Genomic DNA, 17,305 nt, shown 5'->3' with positions numbered 1-17,305 from the left:
AAAAGATTGTGGTAACTATGAAAACTATTGCAATTGATGCAATGGGTGGAGAAAAAGCACCTGAAGCTGTTATAAAAGCAGTATTACGAGTCAAGAAAGAATTGGCCCATACTCAATTCATCTTATTTGGCGATCAAACTAAAATAAAAAGTTTATTAGGTAATGATATAAGTCAAATAGAAATTGTGAATACTACTGAAGTTATTAAGGATGAGGACGAACCCGTAAAAGCCATTCGCCAAAAAAAGGATTCCTCACTTGTCGTTGCAGCGCAATTTGTGAAGCAGGGCAAGGCTGATGCACTTTTTTCAATGGGCAACACTGGTGCTATTTTAGCTTCCGGAATATTTATCATTGGCCGTATTAAGGGTGTAGCTCGTCCTGGTTTGATGCCGACTTTACCTGTTAAAAATTCTGATGATGGTTTTAATATGATAGATGTTGGAGCAAATGCTAAGAGCAAGCCGGAATATCTGCTTGATTGGGCCAAAATGGCTTCATACTATGCCGAAAAGGTGAGGGGCATAAACAATCCCCGCGTTGGTTTACTCAATAATGGAGCAGAAAATGATAAAGGCGATGATGTTCATCAAAAAGCTTATCAGCTACTGCTCGACAGTAAATTAAACTTTATTGGCAATATTGAAGGAAATGAACTCCTTGATGGTAAAGCTGATGTTATTGCAACTGATGGTTTTACTGGCAACGCTGTCTTAAAAAATATTGAGGGAACTTCGGGAGTTTTAATCCACCTCTTAAAAAACAGTTTGCTAAATAATGGTCTTTTTGTTAAATTAGGAGCATTAATGATCAAAAGGGCATTAAAAGGACTAGTGTCAAAATTTGATGTTGATAAATACGGTGGAGCGGTTCTGCTTGGTGTTAATGCACCAGTGGTAAAAACGCATGGACGCTCAGGTGAACGTGCTGTTTATTTCACTCTTAAACAAGTTGATAAAATACTACAAGAAAAAATTATTGATGAGTTTAAAGCTGAATTTGCAAATAAAGAATAATATTAACAAGGAGTACTAAAATGACTGAAGAAGAGATTTTTACAAAAATACGTGATATGTTGGCAGATAACTTTGAAGTAGATAAGGATAAAATTACCAAGGATACAAACTTTACAAGTGATTTGGACGCTGATTCCATTGACTTGGTAGAATTCATTCTGCAATTAGAAGATGAATTCGGCGCCGAGATTTCTGATGAAGATGCAGAAAAAATAAAAACAGTTGGAGATGCTGTTAATTACATTGTTGCACATAAAAAATAAACAAAAAATTTAATTATAAATTTGCATACGACAAGTTTCATGGTTATAATTAGAAATTAAATAAATTTATTAAATATCTTTAATAAATTGTTTGAAAATTTGAGAGGGGAAATGACCTTTGGAAAAACAAAGTGATCTCTTACTGGATATCCAGCATTTGCATACTGCATATCGTTTAAATGGAAAGTTTTATGATGCTGCGGATGATATCAATTTAACATTGAAGCGAAATGAAATTCTATCTATTGTAGGCGAATCTGGATGTGGTAAGAGTACAATTGCATCTAGTATTATTGGCTTGTATGACCACAAAAACACGAAAGTCACTGGTGATATTCTTTATAATGAATTGAATTTAGTAGGCTTAAATGAATCACTCTTTGATAAAATACGTGGTAATAAGATTGGCATGATTTTTCAGGATCCTTTAGCTAGTTTGAACCCGTTGATGCGTGTCGGTGATCAGGTCGCAGAAACTCTATATTATCATACTAATATGAAGGAAAGGGAACGGCATGATCGTGTAATCGAACTTTTCAATCAAGTTGGAATGCCCAAGCCGCAAGAAACTTATGCAATGTATCCCTTTGAACTTTCTGGGGGATTAAGACAGCGTGTTGTGATCGCTATGGCAGTTGCATGTAAACCGGAGATCATTATTGCGGACGAGCCGACCACTGCCTTAGATGTTACTATTCAAGCTCAAATTCTTGATTTACTTGAAGATATTCAAAAAGAATCTCAATCTGGTATTATTTTAATTACCCACGATTTAGGAGTAGTGGCTGAAACAGCTGATCAAGTTGCTGTTATGTATGGTGGACAAATTGTTGAAAAAGCTGATGTTAAGACAATTTTTGAACATCCTCTGCATCCATATACACGCTCTCTTCTTAATTCCATGCCTCAGTCTGAGGATGAAGAAGAAGATTTGCACGTTATTCAGGGAACAGTTCCATCATTGCAAAATATGCCTAGAGAAGGAGACAGGTTTGCAGCTAGAATCCCATGGATTCCAGCTAGTGCTCATGAAAAGAATCCGGTAATGCACGAAGTTGAACCTGGTCACTGGGTAAGATGTACTTGTTGGAAGACATTCCACTTTCAAGATGAAGTAAGTGGGGAATAAATATGGCTAAAGAGATTATTCAGGTAAAAAACTTAAAGGTTCATTATCCTATCAGATCAGGCTTTTGGAACAGAATTACTGATTATGTGCGCGCAGTTGATGATGTCAGTATTACCATCAACGAAGGTGAAACATATGGTCTGATTGGAGAATCCGGTTCAGGAAAGTCCACGACTGGTAAAGCAATAGTCGGTGTTGAAAAAGTTACTGGTGGGCACATTTTTTATAAGGGCGTTGACATTACTAAATCAAGAAATCGGCGCAAATTAAACTATAACAAAGATGTGCAGATGATTTTTCAAGATTCTTTGTCAAGTCTTAATCCGAGAAAACGCATTGAAGATATTATCGCTGAACCAATCCGTAATTTTGAAAATCTAACGACAGATCAAGAAAGGGATCGGGTACAAGAATTATTGGATATTGTTGGGATGCCAAGTGATTCAATTTATAAATATCCGCACGAATTTTCTGGGGGACAAAGACAAAGAATTGGTGTAGCTCGTGCTGTTGCCACCAATCCCCGTTTAGTCGTTGCCGATGAACCTACCAGTGCTTTGGACCTATCAGTTCAAGCACAGGTACTAAATTTCATGAAACATATTCAACAACAATATAATATTGCTTATCTTTTTATTTCCCATGACTTGGGTGTTGTAAAACACATGTCTGAAAACTTGGCTATCATGCATAGAGGTCGTTTAGTTGAAATGGGTTCAAGAGAAGATATTTATAGACACCCAATGCATATTTATACTAAAAGATTGCTCTCAGCTATTCCTCAAGTTGACGTCGAACATCGTGAAGAGCATAAAAAGCACCGTGAAAAAGTTGAACAAGAATTTCAAAATGATCAAAGCAAGTGGTACGACAAAGACGGCCGGGTATTTCCTTTGCAACATGTTTCAGGTAAACATTGGGTAGCTCTTCCCAAAGAAGAGGTAAAACAAGAACGAATAAATGAGAAGGAGGAAGACTAACCATGTGGAAAACGGTTTTAAGAAGAATTTTGATTATGATTCCGCAATTGATCATTTTGAGTATTTTGGTCTTCTTCTTGGCAAAAATGATGCCAGGTGACCCATTTAGTGGACAAATAAACCCAAATACTGACCCTAAACAGTTAGAAGCATTAAAGAGAGCTGCGGGGTTATATGATCCAGCTCCTGTACAATATGGTCGCTGGGTAGGTAATTTGTTTAAAGGAGATTTAGGAACTAGTTATATTCAACAAGTACCAGTAACCTCTTTAATTGCGGATCGGGCTGTAAACACATTTTGGCTATCTTTATTAACGACAATTATTAGTTATTCTATTTCTATTCCTCTTGGAATTACTGCTGGTCGCCATCAAGATGAATGGCAGGATCAAGCAGTACAAATTTTTAATTATGTCACTTTTGCTGTTCCAGGTTTTGTTTTCTACATTTTGGGAATTTGGCTGTTTGGTTTTACATTAGGCTGGTTCCCCATTTCTGGATCTGTTTCTCCAAACGCGTCTGGTTTTTGGGGCACACTCGGCAGTCAACTTTATCATATGATTTTGCCAGCTGTACTGAGTGCGTTAATAACAACTACTGGAATCGTTCAGTACTTGAGAACAGGAATTGTTGATAATAAGGTTGAAGATTATGTCCGTACGGCGCATAGTAAGGGTGTTCCAGAAAATGTCGTATTTAATAAACATATTCTGCGCAATTCACTTTTACCTATTGCCTCTTCATTCGGGACTGTTATCACCGGTTTACTAGGTGGATCCATGATTATTGAATCAGTTTTTAGTTATCCTGGTATGGGTAAATTATTTCTTGATTCAATTTCTCAACGTGATTACACTACATTAACTGCTTTAATTTTGATTTTTGGGATACTAACCCTTCTTGGTAACTTACTTTCTGATATTATCATGAGTATAGTTGATCCGAGGATTAGAATTAAGTAAAGGAGGAGAAGATCAATGTTTAATAATAAAAAAGCCACTTCAACACAAGAAGTTAAAAAAGAACAAGCCACTCCTCCTGCTTCAAGCTTTAAAGTCATTGTTAGGGAAGTTGTTAAGGATAAAAAAGCATTAACAGCCTTCATAGTGATTGTTTTAGTTTTATTACTTACTTTTGGCGGATCACTATTTCTAAACCCAGATAAAGTGACTGAAGCAAACATTATTGATGCATATACTAGCTGGGGTATAAATGGACACCTATTGGGTACCGACGATGGCGGCCGTGACATCCTTAACCTTTTAATTATGGGTGGACGCAATTCAATTTTAATTGGTTTAGGCGTAACAGCTGTGTGTGAAACTGTAGGGTTAGTAATTGGTCTAATTTCTGGCTATTATGGTGGCTATATTGATGCCATAATTATGAGAATTGTGGACTTTGTACAGGTATTACCGCAAATGCCAATTGAAATTGTTTTGGTAACTGTGATACCTCATTACAGTGCAATAACTTTGGTTTGGATCATATCAATGTTTGGCTGGACTGGGACTGCGAGATATTTCCGGGCATTTGTTCTTTCACAAAGAGAAAGGGATTACGTCTTGGCTTCAAAAACTTCTGGTTCTTCTGATTTTAAGATCATGTTTAGAGAAGTTTTGCCTAACATTACTTCAATGGTGATTATTGATGTTGTGTTGACCGTTGCTGGTAATATTGGTATTGAGGCAACACTTTCATTTATTGGTTATGGATTGCCTTCCACAGTTCCTTCACTGGGTACTTTGATTGGCTTTGCCAATGATCCAGTCAATGTGGTTAGTCGACCTTGGTTATGGTTACCAGCTACAATATTATTGCTTGCAATTTCATTAAGCATTAACTATGTTGGACGTGCTTTGTCACGGGCTGGAGATGCTCGTCAGAGAGAAAATTAATTAAAAACTATTTAAAAGTAAAAGCAGTTTTGTTTTTTGCAAGACTGCTTTTTTATATATCATTAAAATAATATTGAACTTCTTAATAAAAGAATTATAATTTAATAATATAAATATAAAAGAGTTGATTTAAAATGAAAAAACTTATAAAAATCATTTTAAGCGTTTCAGTTATTGCTGGACTTGGGTTTTCTACTGTACAAGCAGCTTTCAATACAAGCTTTACAAATACAAATCAGTACAGTAAAAGAAAGCTGCATGGCGGACATGTTCCTGAAGACGTAATTTTAGTTTAATAAATAATTTATAAAACCCAGTATTGCTCTCACAATACTGGATTTTATATTTTTGCTTTTAGTTAATTATTAATATGTAAGTTATATCTCTGCATCGCAATTTCTTTAAGTAAAAGTAAGGACTTTAAAATATCTAATCTCGCATTTTAAAATAAGTAAAGTAATAAAAAAAGATAATATAATAATAAGATATATATTGATTTTTTAATAATTTATGCTATTATCTATTAATAAATTTATTTATTGACTTAAAATATGAAAAAAGGAGTTACGAAAATGAGAAAAACTATAATATTTAATTCCGTAAGCTTAATAAGTGCTGCAGCATTGACTTTAGTTGCTTGTGGCAAAAGCAGTAATAAAGACAATAATAATGACGCAAAGACAGCCAACAAGTTTTCTCAAACGGTCCCAAAAAAAGAATCAAGGCAAGGTGGAACTGTAAAAATTGCGATTGAAACTGATTCACCTTTTACCGGGATTTTTAGTGATGAAATTTCCATGACACAAATTGACGCTAATGTTGCTCGACCAGCAGATGAATCTCTTTTTGACACAGACGATAATTATAGAATTAATGACAAAGGTCCCGCTACTTTGAGAATTAATCAAAAAGATAAAACGGTTACGATTACGGTCAAAAAGGGCGTAAAGTGGTCTGATGGCAAGCAAGTCACTGCCAAAGATATGGAATACTCATATGAAATCATGGCAACAAAAGCGACTAAGACGGAAAGATATACTAGTCAATTTGAGTTTATCAAAGGGATGAAAGCTTTTCATGAAGGTAAGGCCAAAACAATTTCTGGAATAGAAATGCCGGATGGTGAGTCTGGTAGAAAGATGGTTTTGCATTATTCGGAACTCAAGCCGGGTATGACTAACAGTGGTAATGGCTACTTTTGGGAGGCAGCTGCACCCTATCATTATTTGAAAGATGTTCCGTTCAGTAAATTACAATCATCTGACAAAATTAGAAAAAAGCCGCTTTATTTTGGTCCTTACAAGTTATCTAAGTTAGTTCGTGGTCAATCAGCAACTTGGACTCCCAATAAATATTATTGGAGAGGAAAACCTAAATTAGATAAAATTATCTGTCAGGTTGTATCTACCAAGTCAGCCACACAGGCAATAAAGAGCCATAAATTTGATGTGATAGACGTGATCAATGACCAATGGAAGCAAATAAAAAATACAAAAAATGTTAATTTTGCAGCTAAAATTCCGCTGGCATATGACTACTTAGGTTTTAAAGTAGGCAAATGGGATGCTAAAACTAATAAGAATGTTATGAATAAGAATTCTAAAATGGCAAACAAGTCTCTTAGACAAGCAATTGGTTATGCAATGAATGTTGCACAAGTTTCAAAACATTATACTAGTGGATTAACTTTTCATGTTCCTACACTAATTCCCGCACAATTTGGTGATTACTATGATAAAGATATTAAGGGCTATAATTTTGATCTGAAAAAGTCTAGTCAAATTTTGAATAAAGCCGGCTATAAGAAAAAAGGTAAGTGGCGTGTTCAACCTGATGGTAAACCACTTAAAATCAATCTTCTGGCAAAAAGCCGTAACCCCACAGATGAACCTATCATCCAGAATTATATTCAACAATGGCATAAAATTGGCTTAAATGTTGAATTAGTCGGAAATAGGATGACAGAATTTAATGCTTTTTATGATAAAGTGCAACATGATGCCCCTGAAGTTGACATGTTTATTGCGGGCTGGAACTTATCAAGTGAGCCTTCTCCAGCTGCATTATATGATGTTGGGGCACCATCCAACTACACCAGATTTGCTACACCAGATAATACCAAACTGATGAATTCATTAGATTCTCAAAAAGCTTTTAATCATAAATATCGTGTGGAACAATTCCATAAATGGCAACAATATATGTTTGATGAAGCTTATGTTATTCCTTTGAGTAACTCTTATGAAATTACTGCGGTTAATAGTGCCTTAACTGGATACTCCAAGAGACCGTCGCAAGGAAACGGTTTGTGGTATCAGGTGGCTTATGTAAAATAAGTGCTATAATTTTATCTCAATTTAATCAGTTCAGAAAATGAACTGGTTTTTCTTTTTCATAATTATATGAACGAGATTTTTTAAAAGTTTGTAATGAATTTTTTGACTATGATTTGATAGTTATAAAATGAGCTTTGAGGATATAAGATATAATGTTTTCCACGCTGTATTAAGATAAAAAATATTTGAAAAATAATAAAATTTAGTGTACATAAGAATTAAACTTATTAAATAAAAATTAACAATACTATTGCAAATTTAATTTATGGTGTTAATATTAGATTATTGACTTGTTCCAATTTAAATTTAAAAATTTAAGAAAGTGATGAGAGTTTATGAAAAAAGGAAAATTTCTTAGTTCTGTGGGGATATTGTCATCTGTCGCTTTAACACTTGTAGCATGTGGTAAAAGCAATAGTAATAATACTGACGAGTCTAAAAAAGCAAGTAAGTTCCCGCAAGAAATGCCGAAAAAGGCTGTTAAGCAAGGTGGGACTGTTAAATATGCGATCGAGAGTGATTCACCTTTTACAGGTATATTTGCCAGTGAACTTTCTACTACAACAACAGATTCTGATGTAGCTGCTCCAGGTCAAGAGTCCTTATTTGATGTAGAAGATGATTATAAAATTAATAACAAGGGACCCGCTACATTTAAACTTGATAAAAATGCTAAGACTATTACTATTACCGTCAAAAAGGGTGTAAAATGGTCAGATGGCAAGCAAGTTGTGGCAAAGGATCTAGAATATCCGTATGAGATTATTGCTAATAAAGAAACTAAATGTCAAAGATATACTGATTCCCTTGCTTCAATCAAGGGATTGAAAGAATATCATGAAGGCAAGGCTAAGACTATTTCTGGACTAGAAATGCCAGATGGTGAAAACGGACGTACAATGATAATTCATTATAGTGAATTAAAGCCAGGTATGTATAACAGTGGTAATGGTTATTTCTGGGAAGGTGCTGAACCTTACCACTATTTAAAGGATGTACCTTTTAGCAAGCTTCAATCTTCCGATAAAATCAGAAAGAATCCAATGTTCTTTGGTCCGTATAAGCTTGAAAAATTGGTTCGCGGTCAATCGGCAACTTGGGTTCCAAATAAATATTATTGGCGTGGTAAACCAAAATTGGATAAAATTGTTGGCTCGGTTGTATCAACCAATTCTGCTTCACAAGCAATTAAGAGTCAAAAATTTGATATAGCTGATGTCATTAATTCTCAATGGAAGTCAGTTAAAGATTCCAAAAATACAACTTTTATTGCTAAAATTCCACTTTATTACAGTTATCTTTCGTTTAAAGTGGGTAAATGGGATGCCAAAAAGGGTAAAAACGTTATGGATCCCAATGCTAAGATGAATAATAAAGCATTACGGCAAGCTATTGCCTATGGAATGAATATATCTCAGGTAGACAAAAAATATTCTAATAGTCTTTCATTCCATATTCCTACTTTAATTCCAGCTCAGTTTGGTGATTACTTTGATAAAAGTGCTAAGGGTTACGACTTCAACTTGAAAAAAGCAAACCAAATACTTGATAAGGCAGGCTACAAGAAGAAGGGTAAATGGCGTGTACAACCAAATGGTAAACCTTTGAAAATTAAGTTTCTTAGTCAAGCAGGTAGTGCTGTACAAGAGCCAATTGTTCAAAATTATATTCAGCAATGGCATAAGCTTGGTTTGAATGTTAGCTTATATAATGGTCGTTTAATTGAATTCAACTCTTATGTAGATAAAGTTCAAAACGATGCACCAGGCGTTGACATGTTTATGGGAGCTTGGCAATTGTCAAGTGAGCCGTCACCTAATGACCTATACTCAGAAGGGGCTCCATTTAACTTAGGCAGATTTGTAACTCCCGAAAATAGTAAACTTCTAAAAGCAATTGATTCACAAAAAGCATTTGATCACAAATACCGTGTAGAACAATTCCATAAGTGGCAAGAGTACATGCTTGATCAAGCCTATACAGTTCCAGTTAATAATGCATACTCTATCACAGCTGTGAATAGTAAGTTAACTGGCTATTCACTAAAACCATCCCACGGAAACCAAGTTTGGTTTAAAGTTGGTTATGCTAAGTAATTAGATATAGTAATTTTATTTTATAAAAAAGTCTAACTCGAAAAGGGTTAGACTTTTTTATAGCTAAATTAGTTGTATGGTATTTTTGTTTACCAATATTTAAAATATATGAGTATTGCAAATTGAATTTTTAGTGCTAACATTGATCTGTTAACTTGCTTCCAAAAAATAATATTAATTATTTATTATAAAGGAGACATGCATAATGGAAAAAATTAAAGTTTTGGGTTCATTAGGTGTTGTATCAGCTGCAGCATTATCATTAGCTGCCTGTGGCAATAAAAGTACAATGAGCAATGAGGAAACAAAAACGGTTAGTAAGTTTCCCGTTCAAACTCCTATAAAAACCGCTAAAAAAGGTGGAACAATTAAAGTTGCTGAGGTAGTTGACACGCCTTTTACTGGAATTTTTAATGAAGAACTGCAAATGAATCAGCCAGATGCTGATGTTTCAAGTCCAGGGCAGGAATCATTATTTGATACTGATGATCAATATAAAATTAATGATAAAGGGGCTGCGACTTTACGGTTAGATCGAAAAGCTAAAACCGTGACTATTACTCTTAAAAAAGGAGTTAAGTGGTCAGATGGTAAACAAGTGACTGCAAAAGATGTTGAATTTGCTTATGAAATTATTGCTAATAAAGCTACGAAGTCGCAAAGGTATGCTTCTCAGTTCAATATCATAAATGGTATGAAAGAATATCATGAAGGCAAGGCTAAGACTATTTCTGGTATAGAAATGCCAGATGGACCTCAAGGTAGAAAAGTAATATTACATTGTAAAGAATTAAAGCCTGGAATGTATTATAGTGGAAATGGTTATATTTGGGAAAATGCAGCTCCTTATCATTATCTGAAAAATATTCCCTTTGATAAATTAGAATCATCTGATCGCTTGAGAAAGGATCCTTTATTCTTTGGCCCTTACAAGGTTAAAAACATTGTTCGTGGTCAATCTGTAACTTGGATACATAATAAGTATTACTGGCGTGGACAACCTAAACTCGATAAAATTATTTATCAAGTCGTATCACCGAATTCTGCTTCTCAAGCTATTAAAAACCATAAATTTGATATTATCAGAGTAACTAATAGCCAATGGAAACAAGTAAAGGATACTAAAGATGTTACATTTGTTGCAAAAATCCCTTTATACTACAGTTATTTGTCTTTCAAGGTCGGAAAATGGGATAGTAAAAATTCAAAGAATTTGATGAATCCTAAGGCTAAAATGAATAATAAGTCATTGCGACAAGCAATAGCCTATGCAATGAATACTGATGCAGTATATAAGCACTATACTGATGGTTTAAGTTTTCAGATACCTACTTTAATACCGGCTCAATTTGGTGATTATTTTGATAAAAGTGTAAAGGGTTATAATTATGACCTCAAAAAGGCTAATAAAATTCTTGATAAGGCAGGCTATAAGAAAAAAGGTAAATGGCGTGTGCAGCCTAATGGTAAGCCATTAACAATTCATTTCATGGCAATGTCTGGTAATTCAATCCAACAACCCATTATGCAGAATTTTATTCAGCAGTGGCATAAAATTGGCTTAAACGTTAAATTAGTTGGAGGACGTTTAACAGAATTTAACTCCTTTTATGATAAAGTTCAGCATGATTCACCTGATGTTGACATGTTCATGGCAGCTTGGGGGCTTTCAACTGAACCGTCTCAAGAGCAAATGTATAGTGAAGGGACAATGTCTAATTATTCTCGATTTGTAACCCCAGAAAATACGAGACTTATTAAAGAAATGGATTCTCAAAAATCGTTTAACCATAAGTATCGTGTAGAAAAATTCCATGAGTGGCAACAATATATGTTTGATGAGGCTTACGTGGTTCCACTTTATAACGCATATCAAATTGATGCAGTAAATAGTAAACTTACAGGTTATTCACAAAAAGCTTCACAATTAAACAATGGCCACCCATTATGGTATAAAGTTGCCTATGGGAAATAAACTAAGGCTTAAAAACTAATGTTGAGAAAACTATTGTTATTAGAGACAATAGTTTTCTTTTTTACTAGTAAAAACTGGTATAATCATTGTATTAAGGGGATGACAAAATGGTAAGTACTAAATTTATTAATCGTCTATATGATAAATATAAAATTAAATTTAATAATCCGAAGTTATTAGAGGAAGCTTTTACCCATTCGTCTTATGCTAACGAACATCCAGAAGAAGGAATTCGTGATTACGAAAAACTAGAGTTTTTGGGAGACGCTGTTCTTGAGTTAGCAATTTCTGATTACCTTTACCGCAACTTCACTAGTTTAAATGAGGGTGAGTTAACCAGAATGCGTTCTAATATTGTAGATACAGAAGGCTTTGCAGAGTTTGCCCAAAAATTTGGTTTTCCAGCGGAAATTAATCTGGGTCATGGTGAGGAAAAAGCAGGTGCGCGCTCACGTAAGACGCTTTTAGAAGATGTTTTTGAAGCATTTAACGGTGCGCTTTTTCTTGATCAAGGCATGGAAGCTGTCGAACATTTTTTGAATTTGACTGTCTATCCGTTAATTGATGCGGGCAAATTTGATGCTTCACGCGATTACAAGACCGATTTGCAGGAGTTCTTACAACAAGATGGTCCTGTTAAAATTGAGTATGAGGTTTTAAAAGAAGAACAAATGCCGTCAAACTTTACGGTTCAATTGGTAGTTAATGGTAAGATAATGTCTCAAGGACAAGGGCATAATAAGAAGGCTGCCGAACAGGAAGCTGCCAAGGTTGCCTTGTCTAAACTCAATTAAGGAGATGAGTGTGTGCCACTTACAGAGTTGATAATTGACGGGTTCAAATCTTTTGCAGAAAAAACAAAGATACAATTTGATACCGGTATTACTGGTATAGTTGGTCCTAACGGTAGTGGCAAAAGTAATATCACTGAGGCAATTCGCTGGGTTATGGGTGAATCCAGCGCTAAATCATTACGGGGCTCAAATATGAAAGACGTGATATTTGCCGGCAGTGAATTTCGCAAACCCGCTAATCATGCAGAAGTTTCCCTGATTTTTGACAATAAAAAGCGTGAGCTGAACTTTAAAGATGATAAAGTAGTCGTGACCCGCCGAATTTTGCGCTCGGGAGATAACGAATACTTAATCAACAAGAGAAACGTCAGACAAAAAGATGTTCGCGCGTTGTTTTTAGATTCTGGTATTTCTCAAGACAGTCTTGCTATTATATCTCAAGGTCGAGTGGACCAAATCCTCAATTCCAGACCGGAAGAGCGCCGGTCATTATTTGAAGAAGCAGCAGGAGTTTTGCATTTTAAAAAACAAAAAGAAGAAGCAGCAGTTCAACTTAAGCAAACGACTGAAAATTTAATTAGGATAAACGATTTAGTTAAGGAATTGGCGCAACGAATTGAACCACTTCATGAACAAAGTTCTTTAGCTAAGGAATACCAATTTCAGAAAAAAGGTTTAGATGAGAAACTAAAAGCTTTGCTAGCTTTTGAGATACAGGACCTAGATAAGCAAAAACATGCAGAACAGGAAAAGGCTGATCAAAACCAAGTTCTTTTGTCAAAACTTGACCGTGAAGTAAAAGAGTCTCAAAATGCTGTTGCCTCTAAAAGGGAAGAGTATAAAAAATTAAATACTCAACGAGAGCAAATTCAACAAAATTTGCTGGCTTTGACAAAGAAACTTTCTGATATCAATACCAATCTGCAAGTTGTTGAGCAGAGCAAGCAATACAGTGAAGCAACCAAAAAAGAGTATCAGTCTGAACTAGAAGAACTAGAAAAACAAATTACCACTTTAAAAACAGATTGCTTATCTTTAAGAGAACAAGAAGACTATTTGCTTGAAAAGCAAAAAAGCCTGCAAGAAAAGCGAGCTGAACTTGCGCAACAGCTAAAAGATAATCCAGATGAATTAAATGCCCGTCTTGAAAAAATGAGAACTAATTACATTCAGCTGTTGCAAGATCAAACTTCAAATAATAATGAAATAGTTTATCTTAAGTCTGAGTTGAAGAAAATTACGGATGGTAGCCAGTATCAGACCACCGATGTCGCCCAACAACTTGCAAATGAGACTGATGAACTAAAACGTTTAAGAGATGAAGGCAAGAGACTGAAGGAAAAATATCAGTCTGAAAAAACTGATTTAGAAGGTCTCACTAAAAAGCGAACAGAAAAGCAAAAAAGCCTATTTGCTGTTAAACAAGCTTTAGAAAGTCACAAGCAGCAATACAACCAGTTAAAAGCGCGTAATGATGCTTTAGAAAATATTCGCAAACGTCATGAAGGCTACTATTATGGTGTTAAGAACGTTCTCAATAATTTGGCAGATTATCCCGGGGTAATTGGTGCCGTAGGTGAATTAATTTCTTTTCCGGCTAAGTTTGAAGCAGCTATGGCAACTGCATTAGGTAGCGGAGTGCAAGACCTAGTTACCAAAACAAAAACTGACGCCCGGGATGCAATTAATAAGCTCAAAAAACGGGGGGCAGGACGAGCAACTTTTTTACCATTAGATGGCCTTAGAGAATATACGATACCGCCTTCAACTGTCAAAATTATATCAGCTTTTGAGGGTTACCAAGGTATAGCGAGTGAATTAGTTGCCAGTATTCCAGGAGTAGATATCAACTCTGCCATTAATTATTTGCTAGGTAGTACTATAGTCGTTGATACAATTGAAAGTGCTATGACAATTAGGCAGCGCGTTGCCCGCTACCGCATAGTCACACTTGATGGTGATGTTATTTCACCAGGTGGATCCATGACTGGCGGTACTCGCAATCAAAAAAGCAATTCGCCTCTGCAGACAGTTGCTGAAATTAACAAGTTGCAGGCAGCTATTAAAGAAATATGCAGCAAAATTGCTGGTGAAGAAGAACAATTTAACAAAATAGACGCTCAAGAAAATAACCTGTTAAAAGAAATAGCACAGAAACAGGAAGAAAAACAGCAACTAAGTCGTGACTTGGGAGAAGCCGTTCTTTCTTATCAAAATCAAGAAAAAGAAGTTAACAGACTGAAAGAAGCAAACAAATTATTTGAGCATCAGGAACAAGAAAGAAATAAAGAAATTGCCTCCACCAAAGAGGCATTAGAATCAGCTACTGCCAAAAAAGCAACTTTTGAAAAGGAAATAATCACTCAAAAAGGTTTGATTGCTGATCTGCAAAATAAAATCAAGAACTTCTCCACATTAAATGAGCAAGTGCAAGATAAATTAGGTCAACTTGACCCCCAAATCGCCGTTTATGCCAATAAACTGGAAAACTTCGCTAATCAGGAAGCCGAGAAAAAACGTGAACTAGGGCGGCAGCAAAAGCAAGTTACCGTCTTAACAGAAAAATTACGCGGTCTTGAGCAAAACAGTAATCTTGATCATGAAAACAAGACCAAGTATGAAACTGAAAAAACTAAGAGTGAAACACAAAGGCAAGATTTACAAAAGCAACTGAATACATTAAGCTCAAAATTGGGTCGATTTGATGCCAAGATCAATCAGCTTGATCAGGTAGCAAGCCGTAACTATGACTTACGTAAAGATGCTGCTGCTGAACAAGAAAGATTTTCTGTGGCAATTGCACAATTTAACAGTAAAATTGACCAGCGACTCACTAGACTAAGTGAGGACTACTCGTTAACATATGAAGCTGCACTTGAGCAGGCAAAAACTACCAATAACAAAGAAAATAGGACGCAACTGGAGCGGGATGTCAAATTACATCGTATGTCCTTAGAAGATATTGGTCCAGTTAATTTGAAATCTATTGAAGAATATGAGAATGTTAAAAAACGCTATGATTTTCTCAATGGACAACAAAACGACTTGTTAAAAGGTCGGGATAATTTGGAAAAATCAATGTCAGAGTTGGACCAAGAAGTCTGCAATCGTTTTAGCAAAACATTTAATGCTGTGGCAGAGAGTTTTTCAGATTTATTTCCGGTAGTATTTGGTGGTGGCAATGCCAAACTGGTGTTAACCGCACCTGAAGATTTACTTGCAACCGGAATTGAAATTATTGCCCAACCACCAGGAAAGAAGCTGCAAAAGTTGAGCTTGCTTTCGGGTGGAGAAAGAGCTTTAACTGCCATCACGTTATTGTTTGCTATGCTTAAAGTTAAACCAGTACCATTTTGCGTACTTGATGAAGTCGAAGCAGCACTAGACGATGCCAACGTTACTCGTTTTGCCCAATTTTTGGAAAGATATGATATGCACACGCAATTCATTGTGATAACACATAGACGGGGAACAATGGAAAGAGCAGATCAGTTATACGGCGTGGTGATGCAAGAATCGGGTGTATCACAAGTATTGTCTGTTTCTTTAAAAGAATTAAAAAATGAGGTGAAATAAAATTGGGATTATTTGATAAAATTAAAAAGTCTTTATTTGGCGAAGATGAAGAAAAGAATACTGCAGAAGAAAAAAAGCAGACTGAAAAAGAGGCCTCAAAAGAAGGGCAGGATAGAGATCAAACTCCACTAGACAAAGAGACAAAAAATGGTTCAGAATTAAGTGATGATTCAGCACAAGAAGAAAAGGATGCAACTGCTACCACAAAAAGCGAAGACAGTGAGAGTGAGTCTTCATCTAGTGAATCGCGGGGTGAGAGTGAGTCAGATGCAAAAGAGGTCACGAATGAAACTGAATTATACGAAAAGGGTTTAGAAAAAACAAACCAAGGCTTTGGCGCAAGGCTAAATCGGTTTTTTGCTCAATTTCGTACAGTTGATGAAGATTTTTTTGATGATCTGGAAGAGTTACTGATAGAATCCGATGTCGGTTATGAAACAGCTGAAGAATTAACTGATGAGTTGCGAGATGAGGCAAAATTACAAAAAGCAAAATCTCGTGATGATTTGAAGAAAGTCATAGTAGAAAAATTAGTTAATCTTTATGACGAAAATGGTAATTCTGAAAACGAAAAGCTTAAAGTACATAATGATGGCAAACCTAACATCTATCTTTTTGTAGGTGTCAACGGTGCTGGTAAAACCACCACGATTGGCAAATTGGCGAAACGTTTCAAAGACCAAGGCAAATCTGTTCTCTTAGCAGCAGCTGATACTTTTAGAGCAGGAGCTGTTGAGCAACTCGAACAATGGGGCGAAAAAGTTGGTGTGCCGGTTGTTACGGGACAGCAGCAGGCTGATCCCGCTTCAGTAGTTTACGACGCAACCGATAAAGCCCTAAAAGAAAATTATGATTATTTGTTGGTGGATACTGCAGGACGCCTGCAAAATAAAAAGAATTTAATGAGTGAGCTTGAAAAAATCGAGCGTACTATTAAGAAGCAGGCACCTGCTGAACCGACAGAAACCTTATTAGTTTTGGATGGCTCAACTGGTCAAAATGCGCTTTTACAAGCTAAAGATTTTGATAAAACGACTAAACTTACTGGATTGGTCTTAACCAAGTTGGACGGCTCGTCTAAAGGGGGAGTGGTTTTAGCGATCAGAAACGAAATGAAACTACCGGTTAAATTAGTTGGTTTAGGCGAAAAACCTAGCGATCTAGCCGATTTTGATGCTGCAAACTATGCAGTGGGTCTATTTCATGATTTAATTTAATATAAAACAATTTCAAGGGGAGATA

General features: G+C 35.6%; 13 protein-coding genes. All 13 read left to right on the top strand.

Annotated features, from left to right (window positions below; translation table 11 throughout):
• The first annotated feature begins 17 nt into the window (after positions 1 to 17).
• The 13 genes from plsX (at position 18) to ftsY (ending at position 17,280) form a co-directional block, all read left to right on the top strand.
• Positions 18 to 1,016: a phosphate acyltransferase PlsX gene (gene plsX / locus LACWKB8_RS05480; protein WP_038523090.1), complete on the top strand. Its 999-nt coding sequence runs from the start codon at positions 18 to 20 to the stop codon at positions 1,014 to 1,016.
• A 20-nt stretch (positions 1,017 to 1,036) separates the two neighbouring features.
• Positions 1,037 to 1,279 carry an acyl carrier protein gene (gene acpP, locus LACWKB8_RS05475; protein ID WP_038523089.1) on the top strand — a complete coding sequence of 81 codons (243 nt, stop codon included), beginning with the start codon at positions 1,037 to 1,039 and terminating at the stop codon, positions 1,277 to 1,279.
• 118 nt (positions 1,280 to 1,397) lie between these two features.
• Positions 1,398 to 2,408: an ABC transporter ATP-binding protein gene (locus LACWKB8_RS05470; protein WP_038523088.1), complete on the top strand. Its 1,011-nt coding sequence runs from the start codon at positions 1,398 to 1,400 to the stop codon at positions 2,406 to 2,408.
• A 2-nt stretch (positions 2,409 to 2,410) separates the two neighbouring features.
• Positions 2,411 to 3,388: an ATP-binding cassette domain-containing protein gene (locus LACWKB8_RS05465; protein WP_038523086.1), complete on the top strand. Its 978-nt coding sequence runs from the start codon at positions 2,411 to 2,413 to the stop codon at positions 3,386 to 3,388.
• Positions 3,389 to 3,390: 2 nt separating this feature from the next.
• Positions 3,391 to 4,350, top strand: coding sequence for an oligopeptide ABC transporter permease (opp4B, locus tag LACWKB8_RS05460; RefSeq protein WP_038523082.1), 960 nt, complete (start codon positions 3,391 to 3,393; stop codon positions 4,348 to 4,350).
• A gap of 15 nt (positions 4,351 to 4,365) precedes the next feature.
• Positions 4,366 to 5,286, top strand: coding sequence for an ABC transporter permease (locus tag LACWKB8_RS05455; RefSeq protein WP_038523079.1), 921 nt, complete (start codon positions 4,366 to 4,368; stop codon positions 5,284 to 5,286).
• A 134-nt stretch (positions 5,287 to 5,420) separates the two neighbouring features.
• A complete protein-coding gene (locus tag LACWKB8_RS09255; RefSeq protein WP_166484946.1) occupies positions 5,421 to 5,582 on the top strand; it encodes a hypothetical protein in 162 nt (53 codons plus the stop codon).
• Positions 5,583 to 5,858: 276 nt separating this feature from the next.
• Positions 5,859 to 7,622 carry an oligopeptide ABC transporter substrate-binding protein gene (locus LACWKB8_RS05450; RefSeq protein WP_038523075.1) on the top strand — a complete coding sequence of 588 codons (1,764 nt, stop codon included), beginning with the start codon at positions 5,859 to 5,861 and terminating at the stop codon, positions 7,620 to 7,622.
• Positions 7,623 to 7,957: 335 nt separating this feature from the next.
• Positions 7,958 to 9,718, top strand: a complete 1,761-nt coding sequence (locus LACWKB8_RS05445) for an oligopeptide ABC transporter substrate-binding protein (RefSeq protein ID WP_038523073.1) — start codon at positions 7,958 to 7,960, stop codon at positions 9,716 to 9,718.
• A 205-nt stretch (positions 9,719 to 9,923) separates the two neighbouring features.
• Entirely contained in the window at positions 9,924 to 11,693 is a 1,770-nt protein-coding gene (locus tag LACWKB8_RS05440; RefSeq protein ID WP_038523069.1) for an oligopeptide ABC transporter substrate-binding protein, read from the top strand.
• A 107-nt stretch (positions 11,694 to 11,800) separates the two neighbouring features.
• Entirely contained in the window at positions 11,801 to 12,487 is a 687-nt protein-coding gene (rnc, locus tag LACWKB8_RS05435; protein ID WP_038523066.1) for a ribonuclease III, read from the top strand.
• 12 nt (positions 12,488 to 12,499) lie between these two features.
• Entirely contained in the window at positions 12,500 to 16,063 is a 3,564-nt protein-coding gene (gene smc / locus LACWKB8_RS05430) for a chromosome segregation protein SMC (RefSeq protein ID WP_038523062.1), read from the top strand.
• Positions 16,064 to 16,065: 2 nt separating this feature from the next.
• Positions 16,066 to 17,280 carry a signal recognition particle-docking protein FtsY gene (ftsY, locus tag LACWKB8_RS05425; protein ID WP_038523060.1) on the top strand — a complete coding sequence of 405 codons (1,215 nt, stop codon included), beginning with the start codon at positions 16,066 to 16,068 and terminating at the stop codon, positions 17,278 to 17,280.
• Positions 17,281 to 17,305: the final 25 nt, after the last annotated feature.

Origin of the sequence: Lactobacillus sp. wkB8, from assembly GCF_000761135.1 — a bacterium.
Lineage (GTDB): Bacteria > Bacillota > Bacilli > Lactobacillales > Lactobacillaceae > Lactobacillus > Lactobacillus helsingborgensis.
Note: the sequence above shows the minus strand (reverse complement) of the source record. Positions and strands in the feature narration are given on the sequence as shown.

What these genes read in the sequence shown, in the direction of transcription:
- plsX (WP_038523090.1), top strand. Translation starts at nt 18, where the DNA reads ATGAAAACTATTGCAATTGATGCAATGGGTGGAGAAAAAGCACCTGAA.
- acpP (WP_038523089.1), top strand. Translation starts at nt 1,037, where the DNA reads ATGACTGAAGAAGAGATTTTTACAAAAATACGTGATATGTTGGCAGAT.
- LACWKB8_RS05465 (WP_038523086.1), top strand. Translation starts at nt 2,411, where the DNA reads ATGGCTAAAGAGATTATTCAGGTAAAAAACTTAAAGGTTCATTATCCT.
- opp4B (WP_038523082.1), top strand. Translation starts at nt 3,391, where the DNA reads ATGTGGAAAACGGTTTTAAGAAGAATTTTGATTATGATTCCGCAATTG.
- LACWKB8_RS05455 (WP_038523079.1), top strand. Translation starts at nt 4,366, where the DNA reads ATGTTTAATAATAAAAAAGCCACTTCAACACAAGAAGTTAAAAAAGAA.
- LACWKB8_RS09255 (WP_166484946.1), top strand. Translation starts at nt 5,421, where the DNA reads ATGAAAAAACTTATAAAAATCATTTTAAGCGTTTCAGTTATTGCTGGA.
- LACWKB8_RS05450 (WP_038523075.1), top strand. Translation starts at nt 5,859, where the DNA reads ATGAGAAAAACTATAATATTTAATTCCGTAAGCTTAATAAGTGCTGCA.
- LACWKB8_RS05445 (WP_038523073.1), top strand. Translation starts at nt 7,958, where the DNA reads ATGAAAAAAGGAAAATTTCTTAGTTCTGTGGGGATATTGTCATCTGTC.
- LACWKB8_RS05440 (WP_038523069.1), top strand. Translation starts at nt 9,924, where the DNA reads ATGGAAAAAATTAAAGTTTTGGGTTCATTAGGTGTTGTATCAGCTGCA.
- rnc (WP_038523066.1), top strand. Translation starts at nt 11,801, where the DNA reads ATGGTAAGTACTAAATTTATTAATCGTCTATATGATAAATATAAAATT.